Annotated in this window: 17 protein-coding genes and 1 pseudogene; 9 read left to right on the forward strand and 9 right to left on the reverse strand. The window is 62.6% G+C overall.

Annotation, left to right across the window (positions count from 1 at the left end):
* Positions 1–33 precede the first annotated feature (33 nt).
* From LJ754_RS15195 to LJ754_RS15205, 3 genes are all read right to left on the reverse strand, one after another.
* Positions 34–435 carry a hypothetical protein gene (locus tag LJ754_RS15195; RefSeq protein ID WP_227927222.1) on the reverse strand — a complete coding sequence of 134 codons (402 nt, stop codon included), beginning with the start codon at positions 433–435 and terminating at the stop codon, positions 34–36.
* Between the two features lie 659 nt (positions 436–1,094).
* Complete coding sequence (locus tag LJ754_RS15200; protein ID WP_227927223.1) at positions 1,095–2,213, reverse strand: WxL protein peptidoglycan domain-containing protein; 1,119 nt, start codon at positions 2,211–2,213, stop codon at positions 1,095–1,097.
* An 84-nt stretch (positions 2,214–2,297) separates the two neighbouring features.
* Positions 2,298–4,268, reverse strand: coding sequence for a purple acid phosphatase family protein (locus LJ754_RS15205; protein WP_227927224.1), 1,971 nt, complete (start codon positions 4,266–4,268; stop codon positions 2,298–2,300).
* Positions 4,269–4,572: 304 nt separating this feature from the next.
* Between LJ754_RS15205 and LJ754_RS15210 the strand changes: the two genes are divergently transcribed.
* The gene (locus LJ754_RS15210) at positions 4,573–5,226 is read left to right on the forward strand and encodes a hypothetical protein (protein ID WP_227927225.1); all 654 of its coding nucleotides are present in this window, start codon (positions 4,573–4,575) and stop codon (positions 5,224–5,226) included.
* On the opposite strand, the gene LJ754_RS16990 is transcribed toward LJ754_RS15210, so the two are convergent.
* Positions 5,110–6,534 carry a HupE/UreJ family protein gene (locus tag LJ754_RS16990; RefSeq protein WP_227927226.1) on the reverse strand — a complete coding sequence of 475 codons (1,425 nt, stop codon included), beginning with the start codon at positions 6,532–6,534 and terminating at the stop codon, positions 5,110–5,112. The two genes, LJ754_RS15210 and LJ754_RS16990, sit on opposite strands and share 117 nt — an antisense overlap.
* 404 nt (positions 6,535–6,938) lie before the next feature.
* On the opposite strand from LJ754_RS16990, the gene LJ754_RS15225 reads away from it, so the two are divergent.
* A complete protein-coding gene (locus LJ754_RS15225; RefSeq protein WP_227927227.1) occupies positions 6,939–7,289 on the forward strand; it encodes a hypothetical protein in 351 nt (116 codons plus the stop codon).
* A 282-nt stretch (positions 7,290–7,571) separates the two neighbouring features.
* Positions 7,572–7,766 (forward strand): hypothetical protein, encoded by a 195-nt coding sequence (locus LJ754_RS15230; RefSeq protein WP_227912987.1) that lies wholly within the window; start codon positions 7,572–7,574, stop codon positions 7,764–7,766.
* Positions 7,767–8,108: 342 nt separating this feature from the next.
* On the opposite strand, the pseudogene LJ754_RS15235 reads toward LJ754_RS15230, so the two are convergent.
* Positions 8,109–8,768 (reverse strand): annotated as a pseudogene (locus LJ754_RS15235) (thiamine pyrophosphate-dependent enzyme); the annotation flags it as partial.
* A 226-nt stretch (positions 8,769–8,994) separates the two neighbouring features.
* Here LJ754_RS15235 and LJ754_RS15240 point away from each other — a divergent pair.
* Genes LJ754_RS15240 through LJ754_RS15250 form a run of 3 tightly spaced genes read left to right on the forward strand, consistent with a single transcriptional unit; the run spans position 8,995 to position 10,087 of the window.
* Positions 8,995–9,420, forward strand: a complete 426-nt coding sequence (locus tag LJ754_RS15240) for a hypothetical protein (RefSeq protein ID WP_227927228.1) — start codon at positions 8,995–8,997, stop codon at positions 9,418–9,420.
* Entirely contained in the window at positions 9,417–9,719 is a 303-nt protein-coding gene (locus LJ754_RS17070; RefSeq protein WP_442860340.1) for an RHS repeat-associated core domain-containing protein, read from the forward strand. The genes LJ754_RS15240 and LJ754_RS17070 overlap by 4 nt, the downstream gene beginning before the upstream one ends.
* A gap of 8 nt (positions 9,720–9,727) precedes the next feature.
* Positions 9,728–10,087, forward strand: coding sequence for a hypothetical protein (locus LJ754_RS15250; RefSeq protein WP_227927230.1), 360 nt, complete (start codon positions 9,728–9,730; stop codon positions 10,085–10,087).
* Positions 10,088–10,493: 406 nt separating this feature from the next.
* Here the strand turns inward: LJ754_RS15250 and LJ754_RS15255 are convergent, their stop codons facing one another.
* The 3 genes from LJ754_RS15255 to LJ754_RS15265 all read right to left on the reverse strand — a co-directional run bounded on the left by LJ754_RS15255 (position 10,494) and on the right by LJ754_RS15265 (position 12,897).
* Entirely contained in the window at positions 10,494–10,796 is a 303-nt protein-coding gene (locus LJ754_RS15255) for a thiamine pyrophosphate-dependent enzyme (RefSeq protein ID WP_227927248.1), read from the reverse strand.
* A gap of 275 nt (positions 10,797–11,071) precedes the next feature.
* A complete protein-coding gene (locus tag LJ754_RS15260) occupies positions 11,072–11,962 on the reverse strand; it encodes an alpha/beta hydrolase family protein (RefSeq protein ID WP_227927231.1) in 891 nt (296 codons plus the stop codon).
* A 185-nt stretch (positions 11,963–12,147) separates the two neighbouring features.
* A complete protein-coding gene (locus LJ754_RS15265) occupies positions 12,148–12,897 on the reverse strand; it encodes an SDR family NAD(P)-dependent oxidoreductase (protein ID WP_227927232.1) in 750 nt (249 codons plus the stop codon).
* 164 nt (positions 12,898–13,061) lie between these two features.
* Here LJ754_RS15265 and LJ754_RS15270 point away from each other — a divergent pair, with 164 nt between their 5' ends.
* The 3 genes from LJ754_RS15270 (at position 13,062) to LJ754_RS15280 (ending at position 14,842) form a co-directional block, all read left to right on the forward strand.
* Positions 13,062–13,676 carry a TetR/AcrR family transcriptional regulator gene (locus LJ754_RS15270; RefSeq protein ID WP_227927233.1) on the forward strand — a complete coding sequence of 205 codons (615 nt, stop codon included), beginning with the start codon at positions 13,062–13,064 and terminating at the stop codon, positions 13,674–13,676.
* A gap of 94 nt (positions 13,677–13,770) precedes the next feature.
* The gene (locus LJ754_RS15275; protein ID WP_227927234.1) at positions 13,771–14,244 is read left to right on the forward strand and encodes a MerR family transcriptional regulator; all 474 of its coding nucleotides are present in this window, start codon (positions 13,771–13,773) and stop codon (positions 14,242–14,244) included.
* 121 nt (positions 14,245–14,365) lie between these two features.
* The gene (locus LJ754_RS15280) at positions 14,366–14,842 is read left to right on the forward strand and encodes an ester cyclase (RefSeq protein WP_227927235.1); all 477 of its coding nucleotides are present in this window, start codon (positions 14,366–14,368) and stop codon (positions 14,840–14,842) included.
* A 450-nt stretch (positions 14,843–15,292) separates the two neighbouring features.
* On the opposite strand, the gene LJ754_RS15285 is transcribed toward LJ754_RS15280, so the two are convergent.
* Positions 15,293–15,850, reverse strand: a 558-nt coding sequence (locus LJ754_RS15285) for a thiamine pyrophosphate-dependent enzyme (protein ID WP_227927236.1), incomplete at its 5' end; no start/stop codon positions are given.

Raw genomic sequence — 15,850 nt, forward strand, 5'->3', positions numbered from 1 at the left:
ACGAATCCCAAGCCGCCATTCTATTTACCTGTCCTACCTAGTGGGTTCACCGAAGTAGAGAACTGTTCCATTGACCTCGTTACGTGTCGCGATTTGGCCTCCTGGAATAGCAGCACTTGGCACCTGGATAGCGAAGCGCCCGGTAGATTCAATCCCTTGCTTGGCAATGATGTCGGGCTGTCCGATCCAGTCGTCCTCCATTACGGCGGCTGAGTTGTCGTTCCATATGTCGTAAATCCGTCCGTCGCTGCCAATGAATACAGGCATAACAGATGCTGTTGGAGACATAGGTTCACCAGCATCCGCACTTGGAAGGTTTTCATTCACCACCGAGGTCATGCGGCCGAGAACGTAGTCCCAACCGTCCTTAACCTCGTTATACGGGTTCTCGGCGAGGATCAGCGCCGCACCCCCAGCCGTTACCGTCTCAGTCACAGTCACGTCCCATCTGCTCTTGGCGGAAGAGGTAGCTAGCGTTCCGAAATCGAATGGACGGGATGCTGTGCCGTCCTGCTTAGGGGCGGAGGCCGGTGTGCTGGACGCTGACGGCTCCACAACCGCTTTATCCTGTGACGCAGGACCCGTGTCACCACATCCAGTGAGTACCATGGCGCTGAGTGCGGCAACGACAACAATCTTCAAATACTTCAAGGGTCCTCCGGTAAACGTGCGATGCGAACAGTTTTACTATCGGCCGTTTACATGAGGATGTGAGGTGCCTGCTTCCCTGCCCTCGGTGGAGGCTAACCAGTCACCTCGCGGTGCGCACCAGATAATCCAGAGCTCGGCAGGCCCGCCCTCCAGTCCATATGGCAAAGATACCTGCGCCTACGCGGCGACGGCCGCGAAAACTGCCAGCAGCGACGGCTGGCAGCTTCAAATCGATTCCGCTTGGACCCGCAACCAAGGAGTTTCTCCAGATCACCGCTCGGGTTATCCCAGTCGCCGGCGTTGATCCCGTGCACCCAAGAGAGCAGGAAGTCTACTGCGGGTTCCGCAGGCCGACAGCAGGCCGGGTCCGGTGCTGAACCGATTCAGCACCAGCCCGTCCGCGTCCGTGACGCGGAGAAAGTCGGCAGCCCGGCCCTGATGCCTCAGCCAGGCAGACGGGTCGCCTTGACGGGTGCGTCCTCGAGGGCTTTCGATGCCGCAGCATGGACGGGGTCGCCCTCGAGGGCTTGCGCGACCGCCGCGTTGACCCGTTCATCCTCGCGTTCCTTCTCAGCGGCGATACGGTGCCTACGACGGCGGATGTACAGATACGTCGCGGCCGCCAGCAGCAGGATGATCGCCATCGCGGTCCACGGGATCGCCGCGCCGACAGCGGTTCCCGATACCTCGGCGAGCGGCGTGGTGGAACCGGATGCATCGGTCATCACCGGGGTCACGGTCGTGCTCGCCAGCAGGACGAACAATGGCAATATGCCGTCCACGGTCACCGTCCGTGTCCAGCTCTCCCCGGGTAGTAGCTCGGGCACCTCCTCGCCTTCGGCGGCGTCCACCGGGAACCAGCCGAACGGCCCACTCACCACGTCGGCGGGCTGTACGGACAGCGCCGCATTACCGGTGTTATGCAGCGTGTACGTCATGGCGGCGTCGCCGCCCGCGAAGGGGTTCCAGCCGCCGTTCCAGGACACGGACAGGTCCTCGACGGCGAGTGAGGGCGCCAAATCGCCGCCAACGCGCAGGTTGACGCGTATGCCCAGCCGTCGGTCGACGCTGACACCGGAAGGCGCGTCCGGGACGGTGAGCGAGGTCACCAGCCCTCCGACGTAGTCCCCCGGGGTGGCGTTGGCAGGGATGTCCACGGTGAACGGGATAGTGGTGGCCGCGTCAGGGCCGATGGTGACAGTCTTCGTTTCGGCAGTGATCCAGGACCCGACCGCCTGCGAAGTCTCGCCCGCGACGAGCAGCGAGAGCTCCCCGTCGTCGGAGGTGAAACCGTCGGCCGCGTACACGGAGAGAGCCACCGGTTCGTCGCCGCGATTGGTGATGACCATAGCGTCCGTCAGCGAACCGCCCGGATCGACTGTGTAGGTGAAAGTTGTGCGGTCGGCGCCGAGGTCGTTGGACGCAGTGCGGACGGTCCATGTCACGTCGTCGGGGCCCTCGGCATGGGCGGGGAAAGCGGGGAGAAGGATAGCAAGGGCCGCGAGGGCGGCGACCCGGAGCGCCCGGCGGCGCGGGCGCCGGTATACGAGGGAAGCGTTCACGTGAGATCTTTCGGGAGGGCGGAAACGGGGGCGATCCGTGGGAGTGGGGCAGCCCGCCCCCACGGATCTGAGGACGTGTTGTTGTCAGCCCGCGAGCGCGGTGACCGTCAGGGTTGCGCGGTAGCTTCCCTTTTCCGTGCCGGCTGGCAGCTTCAGGTCGAGATCGGCACCGAGGAGCGCCGAACCCTTCTCGTGGCCGTTCGCGGCGGAACCGAGCGCCCGGCTAACCGACAGGCCGCTACCGCCGAAGTATCCGGAAGCGACGGGGGCGCCCGCGACGGCACCGGCACCGGGGATGAGCACCTTCGGGGTCCAGCCCAGGTAGCTGCCGGAGAAGGTCTTGCCACCGTCGGAGAAGTCACTCACCACGGCCGTCAGCGACCAGGGCGCATGCGAAGAACGGCTGTCGGCGACGTTGATCGGGTTGATCTCCCCGTTGGCCACGAGGGAGCCTTTGGATTCCTGTGCGGTGCCGAGGTCCACAAGACCGTTCTGTCCATCGATCGTCCACCCGAATTCACCCGGCGCGGCCGTAGGAACAGTCACCTGAATCTCCTCGGAATTGCCGTGGAAGGGGTGGATGGTGACGCTGTCGATGACACTTCCGACACCATCCACGGCCGTCGAGGATCCGGCGGTACCGCACCAGGACGACTGCCCGCCTTCGACCGTCGCGTCGCAGGTTCCGCTGCGGATGCCTTCGACGACGAGCTCGTCCGCCTTCACCTGGACCTTCACATAGCCGCGCACATGCTCCTGGTTCTGCACCGAGTTGTACCAGTAGTTAGCCGGGTTCAGCGGGTCCCCTCCGTTGCCGGCACCGCTGGTGCCGGTTGCGTCAGGAGCCGAGATGTCGTAGTACTTCGACCCCGATGCCGAGTTCGCGGTCATATAGATCACGCCGCCCTCGCCAACGAAAACCTCGTTCTGGCCGGGCACCTCGTCCGCGTTCGCCTTCGCACCATCGTTGATCTCATAGCTGCGCGTGTACACGTGATCGTGACCCTGCAGCACGAGATCGACGCCCAGGTCCGAGAATACGGTGGGGAAATCGACACGGCGCACCTTGGCGTCCTTGTCCTTGGCGTGCGCCGCTGCCGAGTAGATCGAATGGTGGTAGGTGAGCACCTTGTACTTTGCGTCCGCACCGTGCGCGTTCACCACATCAGTGACGTACTGCACGTGAGCCTGGTCGCCGCCACCGGTAGCGGAGTCGTAGCTGTTGCTGTTCAGATCGATAAACAGCACATCCTTATAGATGTACCAGTAGTCACCGCCCGAGGTGGTCGACTTCTGGGCAGCCTTGGCGTAGTACGCATCCGAGTAATCGGTGTTGGGGGTGTGGAAGTGCTGCTCGTATGCCTTGCCACCCACGTCGTGGTTACCGATAGTTGCCGCCCACGGGTACTGCCGCAGCTGGTCGGGGGCAAGGAAAGCGTCCCACTGCGACTCGGTGTTCGCCGCTTCGACCTGGTCGCCGCCTGAGACGAGGAGCTCGGCGTTCGGGTTGGCATTGAGGGCGACGTTGAGGGTGTCAGCCCACCCCGCCCCGTCCTGTGCGGTGTTCCCGGAGGCGCCGATCTGCGGGTCCCCGAAGAACAGGAAATCGAAGTCCCCTTCAAATGACTGGGTCTTGAAGGAGTAGGCGGTCGACCAGTTTCCGGCAGAACCGACACGGTACGAGTACTGCGTGTTCTCCTGCAGGCCCGAGACGACCGCATGGCGGTTATACCCGCCGCTGGTGGCGATGTTGGCGGCGCCGGTTGCTGAGAACGTGGTCACGGACGGACCGAATTCTCCGTTCACCAGCGAGGCTGTCGGGGCAACCTGCACAACCTGCGCGCTGTCGGAGCTGGTGTACCAGGCGAGCGTGCGCTGGGTCTCATCGGAACCGACGCCGAGCACAATGCCGGTGTAGGACACAGGGTCAGCGGCATGGGCTGCAGACGGTGCGACGGCGATAACGCTACCGGCGGCCACTGCCGCCGTGAGGGCCACAGTCGACAGCCACCGTGCCGCGCGGCCCGCGGGCCGAGGGGGTGCTACCAGGAACATGTGTATTCCGTTTCTCTCATGGAAGTGCGGTGATGGGGGAACCGGACGCGCTCTCGCGGCCGCGTCCGCCCCAAGGATTTAGGCGGCACATTGACGGAAGGTGAACAATCGGCGGTCCCGCCGCATCGCAAACGGAAACATCTGGCGGCCAGCGGTTTCCATGCATGGCGTCACCAGCCCAGGCGAACATGAGGAGCCCATCCGGTGAACAGCCCGGTAACTTGTCCGTGGCGAGTCGGCTCCAGCGCATTTGCAGATGCACTCTGGAATCGCTCGCCGCTGTCCAACCGATGAGGATATTTCCGTGCATCACCGCCCCGCGATCGCGACCACCCTGAGCGTCGCTGTCCTGCTCCTGTCCGGCTGCGCTGCCAGCGACTGGGACGACGCCCGCCCCACGACCACTGCGACGGGTCTGCCCGCCGCGGGCTTCATCCCAACACCGCTACCGTCCCCGGAGGGGACCGTAACGCCGGCGTCCGGCTCTTGGGCGGGTGTCGACCCTGCGCCCGGTTACCGCGTAGTCCTCCTCACCAGTGGCGAGGAGGAGCGCACGGCAACACTTTCCGCAGCCGTAGTCGAGTGGGCCGACGCCGTGTCGGCGGATCTGCGTCGAGTGGATGCCGGCGAGGACGCGATCCGCAGCATCACCGAGGCGATGGATATGAAGCCCGAGCTGATTGTCGCCGCCGGTGACGACCTGATCGATCCGCTCGCCATCGTGACACCCAACCATCTGGATATACCGTTCCTCGTGCTCGGTGCTGAGCTGGCCGAGCCGACCGCCAACGTCACGGCTGTCGAATGGTCGGGAGCGGGGTTCCGCGGCACCGGCCTCGGGTCAACCACGCAGTTTGATGCGGCCTCGTTCACCCCGGAGCGTAGCGCTGAGGCGATCCGGGCCGGCGTCGCCGCCGTGCTCACCCGCATGACCGGCGTCGTACTCTGGCTCCATTGAGCGCTTGTTTGGGGTGGCCTCGCGGGTTCCGAACCACAGTGCGGCAACCACTGCCACGAGTCCGAGGTAGAAGGGTACGGGGAAGTGCGCCATGGCATCGAACAGGGGCTGGAGGACAGAATCCTGACCGGTGCTGATGCCAACGATCCAAGCGATCGCCGCGACCACTGCCAGGGAAGCGGTCACGAGGCGGAACCCGGCGTACGCATGAGAGTGTGACAACCAGATCAGCAGTGGCAGTACCAAAGCTGCTGCGATGATTTGTGCCAGCTCAATGCCTATGTTGAATCCGATGATGGCGACGAGTTTTTCGCTGAACCCGAGGTTCAGCTCGAGGATAGTCGTGGCGAAAGCGGTGCCGTGGACGAGGCCGAAGCCTCCGGCTATGAGGAGCTCACCGCGGGACAGAAGCGGCCGAGCGGCATGGACGGCGGCGACGATGATGGAAACCGCCACCAGGACCTCAACGGGCTTGGTCGGGAAGGAGATCAGTCCGAGCGACACCAACGCGAGAGTGACCAGGTGCCCGGCGGTAAACGCGGTGATGATGAGTGTTGCCCGCCCGATCGCCCGCTTTGTTGCGATTGGCTGGTTCCACCGAAGCCCCCGCGCGCCGCGTCCGGCAACCGATGGAGCCACCACCAGCAGCGTCGTGAGAAACAGCAGGTGATCGGTGCCCTCGGCAATGTGGAGCATCCCCAGCCGGATCACGGCGAAAAATCCGTTCGTGGGAGTGGAGGCATTCCGGTCGAGGACCATCTCAGTCACCCCGCCGCCGAGGACGCCCACCACGCTCGGCTCCCCCTCTGTAAGAACGCCGTTGTTCCAATCGCTTACCAGGGACACGTACACCTGGTGCGAGGGGACCACATCCAGGATGAAGCGGTAATCCAGCACGATGTTTCCCTCGATCGCACGGTTACCGTTCGCAAACCGGACTGTCGTGACAATGGCGTCCTCGCCGTTGATGCTCTTGAACTCGGGTTCGCTTACGACTGACGGCTCGAGAGCCGACACGCTGTCGGCGACGGCCACGCGATTGAGGATGAATGACAGGAGGTTGTCAGCGATGTCATCGAGCGCGGCTTGGTCGGACCCGATGTCGAAGCCGGTTGCGGCGGTGAAACCGGCGTTATGGATCTGCATCTCGAGGTCGACTGAATCTGCCCGCACGGTCACCTGCACGCCGGTGGTTCCCGTGGGGTGGGCGGATGCGGTTTGAGCGGGCATCACGATGAGAAGCAAAGCGAACACAGCGGTAAGGCAGACAAGTATCGGCCGGGAGAGGCGGGGGGAAATAGCAATCACGACGCGACAGTAACCGTCGTGTGCGAACGGGAAGCAAACCCCCGGTGACGGCGGCATGGAGAGCTCCTGCCGCTCCACTGCGACGGTGACGAGCGCGCAGCTGCCGCGTTGGCTCGGGCCAGACCTAGCGTCCGTCGGGTTTGCTTCAGCCGACGAAGATACGGAATGGATGGCCAGCCGGATCGGCGTAGACGTATAACGGCTCGTCCGGGTCTTCCGTGCGGTTGAGGAGGAGCTCATCAAGGGTCTCCTCACCAGTGTTCGCAAAGCCGGGGCAGTCCCGGGTGTGGGCGGTTGAGTCGGGTCATGAGCCCGCGGTTGGCGCCACCTGTTTGGTCGTTAGGCAGCCCCTGGACTATGTTGACGGCGACGGAAGCTACTTCGAGCGTGCGTTAGGACGATTAGTGAATACAAAAGCACAGGTCGATGAACGAAATGCCAGACAGCCCTTGATCATCGACCGCGTCTTTTCAATCGTTTTCTTAGTCGCGCAGCCGTTCGTCGCCGTCGCGCAGTTCTTGATTGTCGCCCTCGGCGCGTCCGACTGGATGGACGGAACCCGTTCAATACCGCAATGGGCGGCAACGACTGCCTACGTTCTGATCTTCCTCATTGCTCTCGCGGCGACAATCGCCACGATCGCGATGCTCGCCAAGCGCCGGATCGCGTTCTGGGTACCGCTCCTCGCGATGGTGGTTACGTCCGTGATGGTACTCGTCCTCAGTGCATATGATCAGAAACCTGACATCCAGTAAACCTCGGTCCTGAGCACACTACGAGATCGGGACCATTGGGACTGCAAACCGTAATGTCTCAATCGGACCTAGGAGCATCGTCTGCCACCAGCCGGTGTGCATCCACGGCTTCTTTGCCGGGGTTGCTATCGGCTGCGCCGCAGGAGCTGCAGGTACGACTATTTCAAGCGGGGCGGATGGAGGCGTGGATGGCACCGAGGTCGGCAAGGGTTGTCTATCGGGTGGAATTGCTGGTGGCGTGACTGGTGGCCTTGGAAATCTACTGAAAGGCGCATTTCCTAAATGACTATGACACCTGACCTCCGGCTCGGGCTGCTAGCTACTGTTTTCCTGATTGGGGCCGTTGTAGCGCTATACGTGCCGATCATTCGGGGTGGAACGATCAAAAACGCTTCACTGACCAGAAAGCAGTGGACGATCTTCATTGCACTCATGGCTGCTGCGGCTTTGCCGATATTCATCGCGCTGATCAATTAGTTAGGATTCATGAAGGGCCGGAGTGCACTCAAGATGCACCCCGGCCCTTCGCTGTATTCCGTAATCGGCTGTTCACACCGTCTGGCCGAATTTCCTGAACTATGCGGGCGCTATTTGGTGACGTTGGGATGGTGGGTGTGGACATTGGTCAGGACCACGGTGCGGTCACAGACGTAGAACCAGATCCGGGCTCCATTGCTCAGTGCGTATGCCGTATCCGCTGGATGGTTCCGGCGTCGGTGATGAATTCCATTCTGACGTACAAAATAAACAACCTGTGGTGGAAGCACGGCGCCGATGAGGCGTCCGCGCAGGGCGAATGACCTCGGGGGCGCACAAGCCTCAGAGCAGCTGGCGCGCGTTGGCCTTTGCCAGATCGATAAGCTCGCGGCCGTTCCCGGCGAGCACCGTGCGCATCGCGTAGACCGCAAAGCCCGTGGCCTGCTTCGCGTCGATCTTCGGCGGCATGGAGAGTTCCTGCCGCTCCACCGCGACGGAGACGAGCGCGGGGCCGTCGTACTCGAACGCCCGGCGCAGGGCTCCCTGAAGGTCCTCCGGGCGGGTCACGCTCTCGCCGTGCATCCCCACCGCCTGCGCCACCTTGCCGAAGTCCGGGTTCTGCAGTCCGGTGCCGAAGTTGACGATGCCCGCCGCCTTCATCTCCACCTCCACGAAGCTGAGCGCGGCGTTGTCGAACACCACGATCTTGATCGGCAGATTGTGCTGCACCGCCGTCAGCAGCTCGCCGAGCATCATCGCCAGGCCGCCGTCGCCGGCCAGGATTACTACCTGCCGGTTCCGGTCCACTGCCTGGGCGCCCAGGCCGAGCGGGGTGGCCGCTGCCATGGTGCCGTGCCAGAAGGAGCCGATCAGCCGCCGTCGTGCGCCGATGTGCAGGTGACGGCACGCCCAGATGACCGGGGTGCCGACGTCGGGCAGGAAGACCGCGTCGTCGTCGGCGAGTTCGTCGATCAGGTGGGCCAGGTGCTGCGGGTGGATGGCGCCCGGGCCCTGCTTCCCGCGGCCAGCTCACGCTGGAGGCTTGGTCCACACATAGAGGTCACGCCTGGACATCGAATGCCCGTTGGGACGCGTAGTTACCTCCCAAAGACAGGTATCCCTACGCTGGAGACATACCGTACGCCCCGGGCCTACCGTGCACTCACCGGAGCAATCAGCCTCCGCGTCAGTCTCGGATTTCTCGGGGGTCATCAACGGGGCCGAACAGATGACGACGGCCACTGTTGGCGGGAAGGCCTACACCTACAAGTACGCCGGCGCGGCCCAGAACGAGCTGCTGTCCCAGACCACGCCTCAGGGCACCTATCAGCTCACCTACGGCCGCACGGACGCCCAGGGCCAGCCGGTGATCGAACAATTGAAGAAGGACAACCTCACGGCCTATGTGGAACACGACCCCGTCACCGGTGAACCGCTGATGCTGCGCACCAGCTCCGGCATGCAGTCACTGTATGTTTACGACGGCACCGGCAACCCTGCCGCCCTGATCACCAGCGGCAAATACGTTGCCTTCGCCTACGCCTACGATCCCTACGGCAAGCCCACCCTCACCGAAGACTCCGGGGGCCTGGCGTGCCGCAGAACCCGTACACCTTCAAGATCGGGCTCCAAGACCGGGCCACCGGCTGGGTGAAATACGGCCAGCGCTGGTACAACCCTGGTGTTGGCCGCTGGACCCAAATGGACACCCTCGACGCACCCCTTGACCTGGCTAACGCCAACCGTTATGCCTATGTTGCTAACGACCCCATCAACAACTCCGACCCCCTAGGCATGCTTACAGATGATCAAAAAAATGATTTGGGCGCAAACATCACGTGTGGAGTTGGGTTCGGTATTCTAGGCCTACTTTCCCCACCCGTGGGTATAGCTGGCATAGCCATCTGTACGGGCGTCACCATATATACAACTATTGATACAGGTGAGGACTGATTGGCGTTATGGAGACCAAACAGCGGGCGATCATTATCCTTCCCACTATTTTAGCTATTTTGGCATTGGGCTGTATGGCTCTTCTCTACCCGGCAGTCTTCCGCCCTGCGACGATCGCTATGCCAATCGTTCTAGGCGCAGGAATGATTACCTTGCTGGTCCGAGAACGACACTCACACAAAAACGGCGGGCCGAAAGGCCGTAACGTGAAACTCATAATCGCTTTAGTTGGAGCGGTGTTCGTGATAGCGATGACTTTGGTTTCTTTGACCGTTGGGTATCAGCCACTAATACTCATCGTGACGATAGTCGGCACATCAATTGTTGTGATGATTGGCTTCTATTTAGATAGGCAGGCAAAGCGCTAACTCCAGAAATCTTCAAAACGGGATTGTCCGGGACAGCTCGGGATGGCTGCGCGTGGAGACAACCTGGAGACCAAAGGATGAAGACCTCTTAGGCCGATATCAACGATCAAGCCGGTCCTAAGAGGTCTTCACCTGCACCCGTTCCCCGATAGCGGCGGAACTTTCCATGACTCGGTACCATCTGACGCTGGTCAGCACAGTCCGCGATGCACATCTCGGACCCCGGACCACGCGTAGCACATGTCTTCACCCGATCCTTCTCCGAAGGCACCGGCAAGATCACCTACACCTATTAACGCCGGCGGCCGGACCATCAAACGCGTCGACGGCTCCGGCACTACCACCTACGCGTACGACCGGCTCGGCGGTACCTGCCCTCGATGAGACCCAAGCCGAAGCGTTCCCGCTAGAGCAACTGGCGCGCGTTGGCCTTTGCCAGGTCGATGAGTTCGCGCCCGTTGCCGGCGATCACCGTGCGCAGCGCGTAGACCGCAAAGCCGGTGGCCTGCTTCGCGTCGATCTTCGGCGGCATGGAGAGCTCCTGCCGCTCCACCGCCACGGAGACAAGCGCGGGGCCGTCGTACTCGAATGCCCGGCGCAGGGCGCCCTCGAGATCCTCCGGGCGCGTCACGCTCTCCCCGTGCATCCCCACTGCCTGTGCGACCTTACCGAAGTCCGGGTTCTGCAGCCCGGTGCCGAAGTTGACGATGCCGCGACGGCAAGCTTTATGACTGGCCGGCCTTCTCCCAGAGCATTGACCGCCTCATCGTGTGGGAAGAACTGCGAGTATCCGTCCACCCAGATCAATTTCGCCGAAGCGGGGGGGCGAGGGCCTTGAGCACGGAACCGTCGAGGACGCGGTCGCCGTCGCGGGTTGGCTGGGGGTCTGACTGCGGGGTCATACCCTCATCATGGCAGTGCAAAGGTTTATGTGCAAACGTTTCTTTGCACTGCCTGAGTGGAACTTCCCGATGAGCACCACTGCTAGCCTTTGCCCTCCACACGGGCATGAGCCGTTCCCGCACCACCCAGCCGAACCCGCACGGCATCCCAGTCATCGCGATCCAGACCTACTACCGCTTTCAGGTATGCGGCCGTCGTCTCACGCAGGAGTCTCACGACCGCCGGGTTCTCGTCCGTAGTTTCTTTGACGTCATAGCCCGGGATGCCGCCGAGGGAGTGTTCGGCATTGTGAAGGATAAGCAAGTGTTTTGGTCCGGGACTGTCCGTGTACGGGTCGGCTGACCAGTCCGGGCCACGCGTGGTCAGGGGTGAGTCATCCTGGTCACCCAGCACAACCAGGGCTGGTGCGGCCATCTGCTCAAAGACGGGGTTCATGAACGGAAAGTGCTCCGCAGCGTAGGGCGACAAATCGGCGCCGCGTCCTGCGGTTGCCATTAGTACACCGCCGCTCACACGGTCGTCCCGGTAGTAGACGGCGTTGCCGGTGTCGGGGTCGATGACGCCGGCACCGAGGAGGAGGGCAGTCGTTTGCCCCCCGAAGGAGTGCCCGGCGGCGACAATGCGGCTCGTATCGGTGCGCTGCCGGAGGCCCGGGATGGCTTCCAGGATCTCGTGAAGATTATCCAGGACCCGGACGGCGTCGTCGGCCCGCTGCCGCCATATCGATTGGCGGCGGGGGTCGTCGTCGGGCAGACCGACGCTGCGGGAATCGAGATAGGTGGGCTGGACGACGACGAAGCCGGCTGCCGCCCACCAGTCAGCGAGCGGACCGTAGCCGTCCATTGACTCGCCGAAACCATGCGAGAAGAGCAGGACCGGCAGTCCGGTTCCGGCGGCCGGTGCGCTGAGCCGCAACTGCAGGGGGACGGCGCGTCCCGGGCTGGGCAGCGTGACCGGCTTAAGTGAGAGCACTGGCTGGTCAGTATCTGTGAGGTGGGTTGTGCGTGAAGGCATTACGGGGCTTTCTGATCGATAGGGCAAATCCGTGGCGCAGTTGAAGACAAGCGGGCGTTGTCGGCGGGCCTGAGCTCGACGCCGATGCAACCCACAGGCCGACCGGCTGAACCCATCTCCTCGCATTGGCAGTTTCACTCGGGTCAGATCTGCTCACTGCCGCCGTCGACGAAGACTTCTCCGCCAGTCATGAAAGAGCTGTCCTCAGAGGCGAGGAACAACGCGACGGCGGCGATCTCTTCGGGACGGCCTACCCTGCCCATCGGCGCAGCTGCAGTCATCTCCTTCAACATGACGCCGACGTCGACGGGTCCTGACGCCAGACCCCTGAGCCCTGGCGTCTCCGTTGAACCCGGGATGAGGGTGTTGACCCGGATGCCGGCATCAGCGAGTTCCGCGGCCCAGGTGCGGCCAAAGGAGCGGATAGCCGCTTTTGACGCAGCGTAGGCACTGAACGCTGGTGTGCCATTGGTGGCGGAGGTAGAGCCGGACAAGATCACGGATGCACCGCGATTGAGCAAAGGCAATGCCTTTTGGACGGTGAACACGGTTCCGAAGACGTTGCGCCGGAATGTGTCCTCAAGATGACCACGGGTAAGGTCCGCGAGCCGGGCAAATTCGCCACCGCCGGCATTGGCAAAAAGCACATCCAAGCCGCGGCCGCCTGCTTCGACCGTGGCAAACAGATCGTCCAGGTCTGAGTCGCTGCTGATATCCCCAAGTACGCCGGTTGCACCGTGGCCTATCTGCCGGACGGCGTCATCCAGCAGGTGCTGGCGCCGGCCGGTTACGTAGACTTGCGCCCCCTCAGCTGCGAACCGCACCGCCGTAGCGAGACCGATCCCCTGTGTACCTCCGGTCACCAAGGCAACCTTATTCTCCAGTCTTCCCATGATCTGCTCCTACTCCTAGGCAGGCTGGCCGCCGGCGATAAGCCGGCTTACCCGGGTTTCTGACCGAATAGTCAAGAACTGTAAGTTATAATTGATCCATCAGTCAATAACGATGCGGTCACCGAGTGCCGCCGGAGGGAAGCGCAGCCATGCCGCGACCACGGATGTTCGACGAAGCGGAAGTCATAGCCTCGGCGAGCCGGGCGTTTGCCAAGACCGGGTACGCCGGCACGTCCATGGATGACCTCGTCTCTGCAACCGGGCTCGGCAGACAGAGCCTTTACAACGCATTCGGGGGCAAGAAGGAACTTTTCATGCGCGCCCTCCTCAGCGATACCGAGGACGCAGTCGCAGCAATTGAGGCGCTGCGCCACGGTGTTGACAGCCCTATCGTCCGGATCCGTGCACAGTTGCTAAAGGTCGCGGTCAGGTACGGCTCGGCTCGGGAGCAACCTTCTTTGTTCGCCAAGGCTGCGATGGAACTCTCAAGCCAGGACACAGTCGTTGCCGCCTCTGTCTGCAGGACCTTCAACAACATGCAGTCCCACTACCGGGGGTGCATTATCGACGCGCAGGAAGCGGGCGAGGTTGAAGCCGGCACTGACGCTGACGCCCTGGGTGCATTCTTCCTGACGCTTATCGAAGGGATGGCGATGCTTGGCGGCTCGGGCGTTTCAAGGACGAAGCTGACAACTGTCGGGTTAACCTCGCTTGCGGCAATCCCGCTCACCGACCGGGGGCGGGACGCCTTGGAAGGGCCTGCAGGCGACTGGAGCTGATACTTCGGACTGCGTCGGACGCATGATCGAAAGGAAGCACGCATAGACTCTCAAAGTCCTCTATGCGGACGCTGACCGACCGTATCCTAATCCCATGCCTTCGACTCACGATCTTCTTTCCATCGGGGAAGTCAGCGCACGCACCGGCCTGAGCGTCGACACCCTCCGGTTCTATGAACGCGAGGGTCTATTTCCGCCTCTCCAGCGGGATGCTGGCGGTCGTCGGGTTTTCTCGGCCGACGACCTCGGCTGGATTGGCATCTGTCAACGTCTGCGCGCCTCGGGAATGCCGCTGCCGGAGATTGCCCGATACGCCGAGATGGTCCGAGCGGGATCGGGCAATGAGGACGAGCGCCTGGAGTTGTTACAGCGCCACAAAGCACGGGTGCAGGAGCAGATGGCCGCCTTACAAGACGCTCTCGATCTCATCTCCACGAAGGTGGCGGCGTATACCGAGGCTGTGTCGTTGGGAACGGCGAACGGATTGTTCGTTAACGACGACGCCGATGACGCCTACTTCGCTGCAAAGAATGAGGCCTCGATGCGTCAACAGACTCTTGGTTCCTGAGCTGCCTGGCGGTTGTGTTTGACCTGAAGTGGACTCCAGCTTTTAGGGTTACGGCACTGGCCATCGAGTGGCCCATGCGTTGCTCGAGGGAAGCCATCGACAAGTGACCGTAAGGAAGAATATGTCTGCCTTTATCGACCCCAATGACACCCGTTATGACGATCGCTCCCGCGCACTGGTGCGGGTCGGCCGCGATGCCATCGCTCAGGAAAACCCTGCCCTCTTGCGGGAGTACTTCAGCGAGGACTTCACGTTCCATGGTCCGGGTGCCGAACTCGACTTCGCAGGACTTGAGGCCAACTTCGCGCGGATGCGTGCGGCATTCAGCGGGTTCTACTGCGAGCGCTACGAGATCGTATCGTCAGGTTCCCTGGTCGGATGCCGCACCGAAATGGGCGGCACTTTCGACGGCCCGTACGAACCGACGCCGTTCGGCACTATCCACCCGCTTGGCGGGAAGTTCACATTAACGCTGATCAACATGTTCCGCTACGACGAGGACGGCAAGCTCGCCGAGGAATGGGCGCAGCACGACAACCTCGAGATGATGCGCCAGCTCGGCGTCGAACTCACCGCGGTGGATACGCACAGCGTCTAAGTTGGTGCCCTTGCGCTGCATCGCTGGAGGGGCCAGTCCGCAAGTGCCACCCCTCTCCCACAGGGGAGGTACACCATCGCAACGACGTAAATATTATGCGGCTTCCTTGGTTTGCACGCTCATAGGAGCAGCCCTCCTTCTAGCGACGGTGAGCTGGTGATGCTTCTCCACTAGAACTACCGACGAAGGGCCGGGGTGCGCTCAAGGTGCACCCGGCCCTTCATTGATAACGCGACAGCGCCACGGGGCACATGCATTCCCCCTGCCACGCTAGCTGCGGGCGGACTACGGGCCGAACTCTGACCATTTGACCGGCCGCACCGTGCTGATCGTCGGGTGCTTCAGCTCCTTCTAACCGGCTCCTGCTAGCCCAGTAGCGTGGGCACACGGCGGCTGGGATTCTTACGCTCGTTACATGCCCGCAATGAGACCCAAGCCGAAGCGTTCACGTCAGAGCAACTGCCGTGCGTTCGCCTTAGCCAGGTCGATCAGTTCGCGGCCATTGCCGGCAATCACCGTACGCAGCGCGTAGACCGCAAAGCCGGTGGCCTGCTTCGCGTCGATCTTCGGCGGAATGGAGAGCTCCTGCCGCTCCACCGCCACGGAGACAAGCGCGGGGCCGTCGTACTCGAACGCCCGGCGCAGGGCGCCTTCGAGGTCCTCCGGACGCGTGACGCTTTCGCCGTGCATTCCGACCGCCTGCGCCACCTTGCCGAAGTCCGGGTTCTGCAGTCCGGTGCCGAAGTTGACGATGCCTGCCGCCTTCATCTCCACCTCCACGAAGCTGAGCGCGGCGTTGTCGAACACCACGATCTTGATCGGCAGACGATGCTGCACCGCGGTCAGCAGCTCGCCGAGCATCATCGCCAGGCCGCCGTCGCCGGCCAGGATTACTACCTGCCGGTTCCGGTCCACTGCCTGGGCGCCCAGGCCGAGCGGGGTGGCCGCTGCCATGGTGCCGTGCCAGAAGGAGCCGATCAGCCGCCGTCGTGCGCCGATGTGCAGGTG

Origin of the sequence: Arthrobacter sp. zg-Y40 (assembly GCF_020731535.1) — a bacterium.
Classification (GTDB): Bacteria; Actinomycetota; Actinomycetes; order Actinomycetales; family Micrococcaceae; genus Arthrobacter_B.

Bases quoted from the DNA above. Each gene is read 5' to 3' on its own strand.
- LJ754_RS15250 (WP_227927230.1), top strand. From the start codon at position 9,728: ATGGAGACCAAACAGCGGGCGATCATTATCCTTCCCACTATTTTAGCT.
- LJ754_RS15240 (WP_227927228.1), top strand. From the start codon at position 8,995: ATGACGACGGCCACTGTTGGCGGGAAGGCCTACACCTACAAGTACGCC.
- LJ754_RS15205 (WP_227927224.1), bottom strand. From the start codon at position 4,268: ATGTTCCTGGTAGCACCCCCTCGGCCCGCGGGCCGCGCGGCACGGTGG.
- LJ754_RS15230 (WP_227912987.1), top strand. From the start codon at position 7,572: ATGACTATGACACCTGACCTCCGGCTCGGGCTGCTAGCTACTGTTTTC.
- LJ754_RS15280 (WP_227927235.1), top strand. From the start codon at position 14,366: ATGTCTGCCTTTATCGACCCCAATGACACCCGTTATGACGATCGCTCC.
- LJ754_RS15265 (WP_227927232.1), bottom strand. From the start codon at position 12,897: ATGGGAAGACTGGAGAATAAGGTTGCCTTGGTGACCGGAGGTACACAG.
- LJ754_RS15270 (WP_227927233.1), top strand. From the start codon at position 13,062: ATGTTCGACGAAGCGGAAGTCATAGCCTCGGCGAGCCGGGCGTTTGCC.
- LJ754_RS15275 (WP_227927234.1), top strand. From the start codon at position 13,771: ATGCCTTCGACTCACGATCTTCTTTCCATCGGGGAAGTCAGCGCACGC.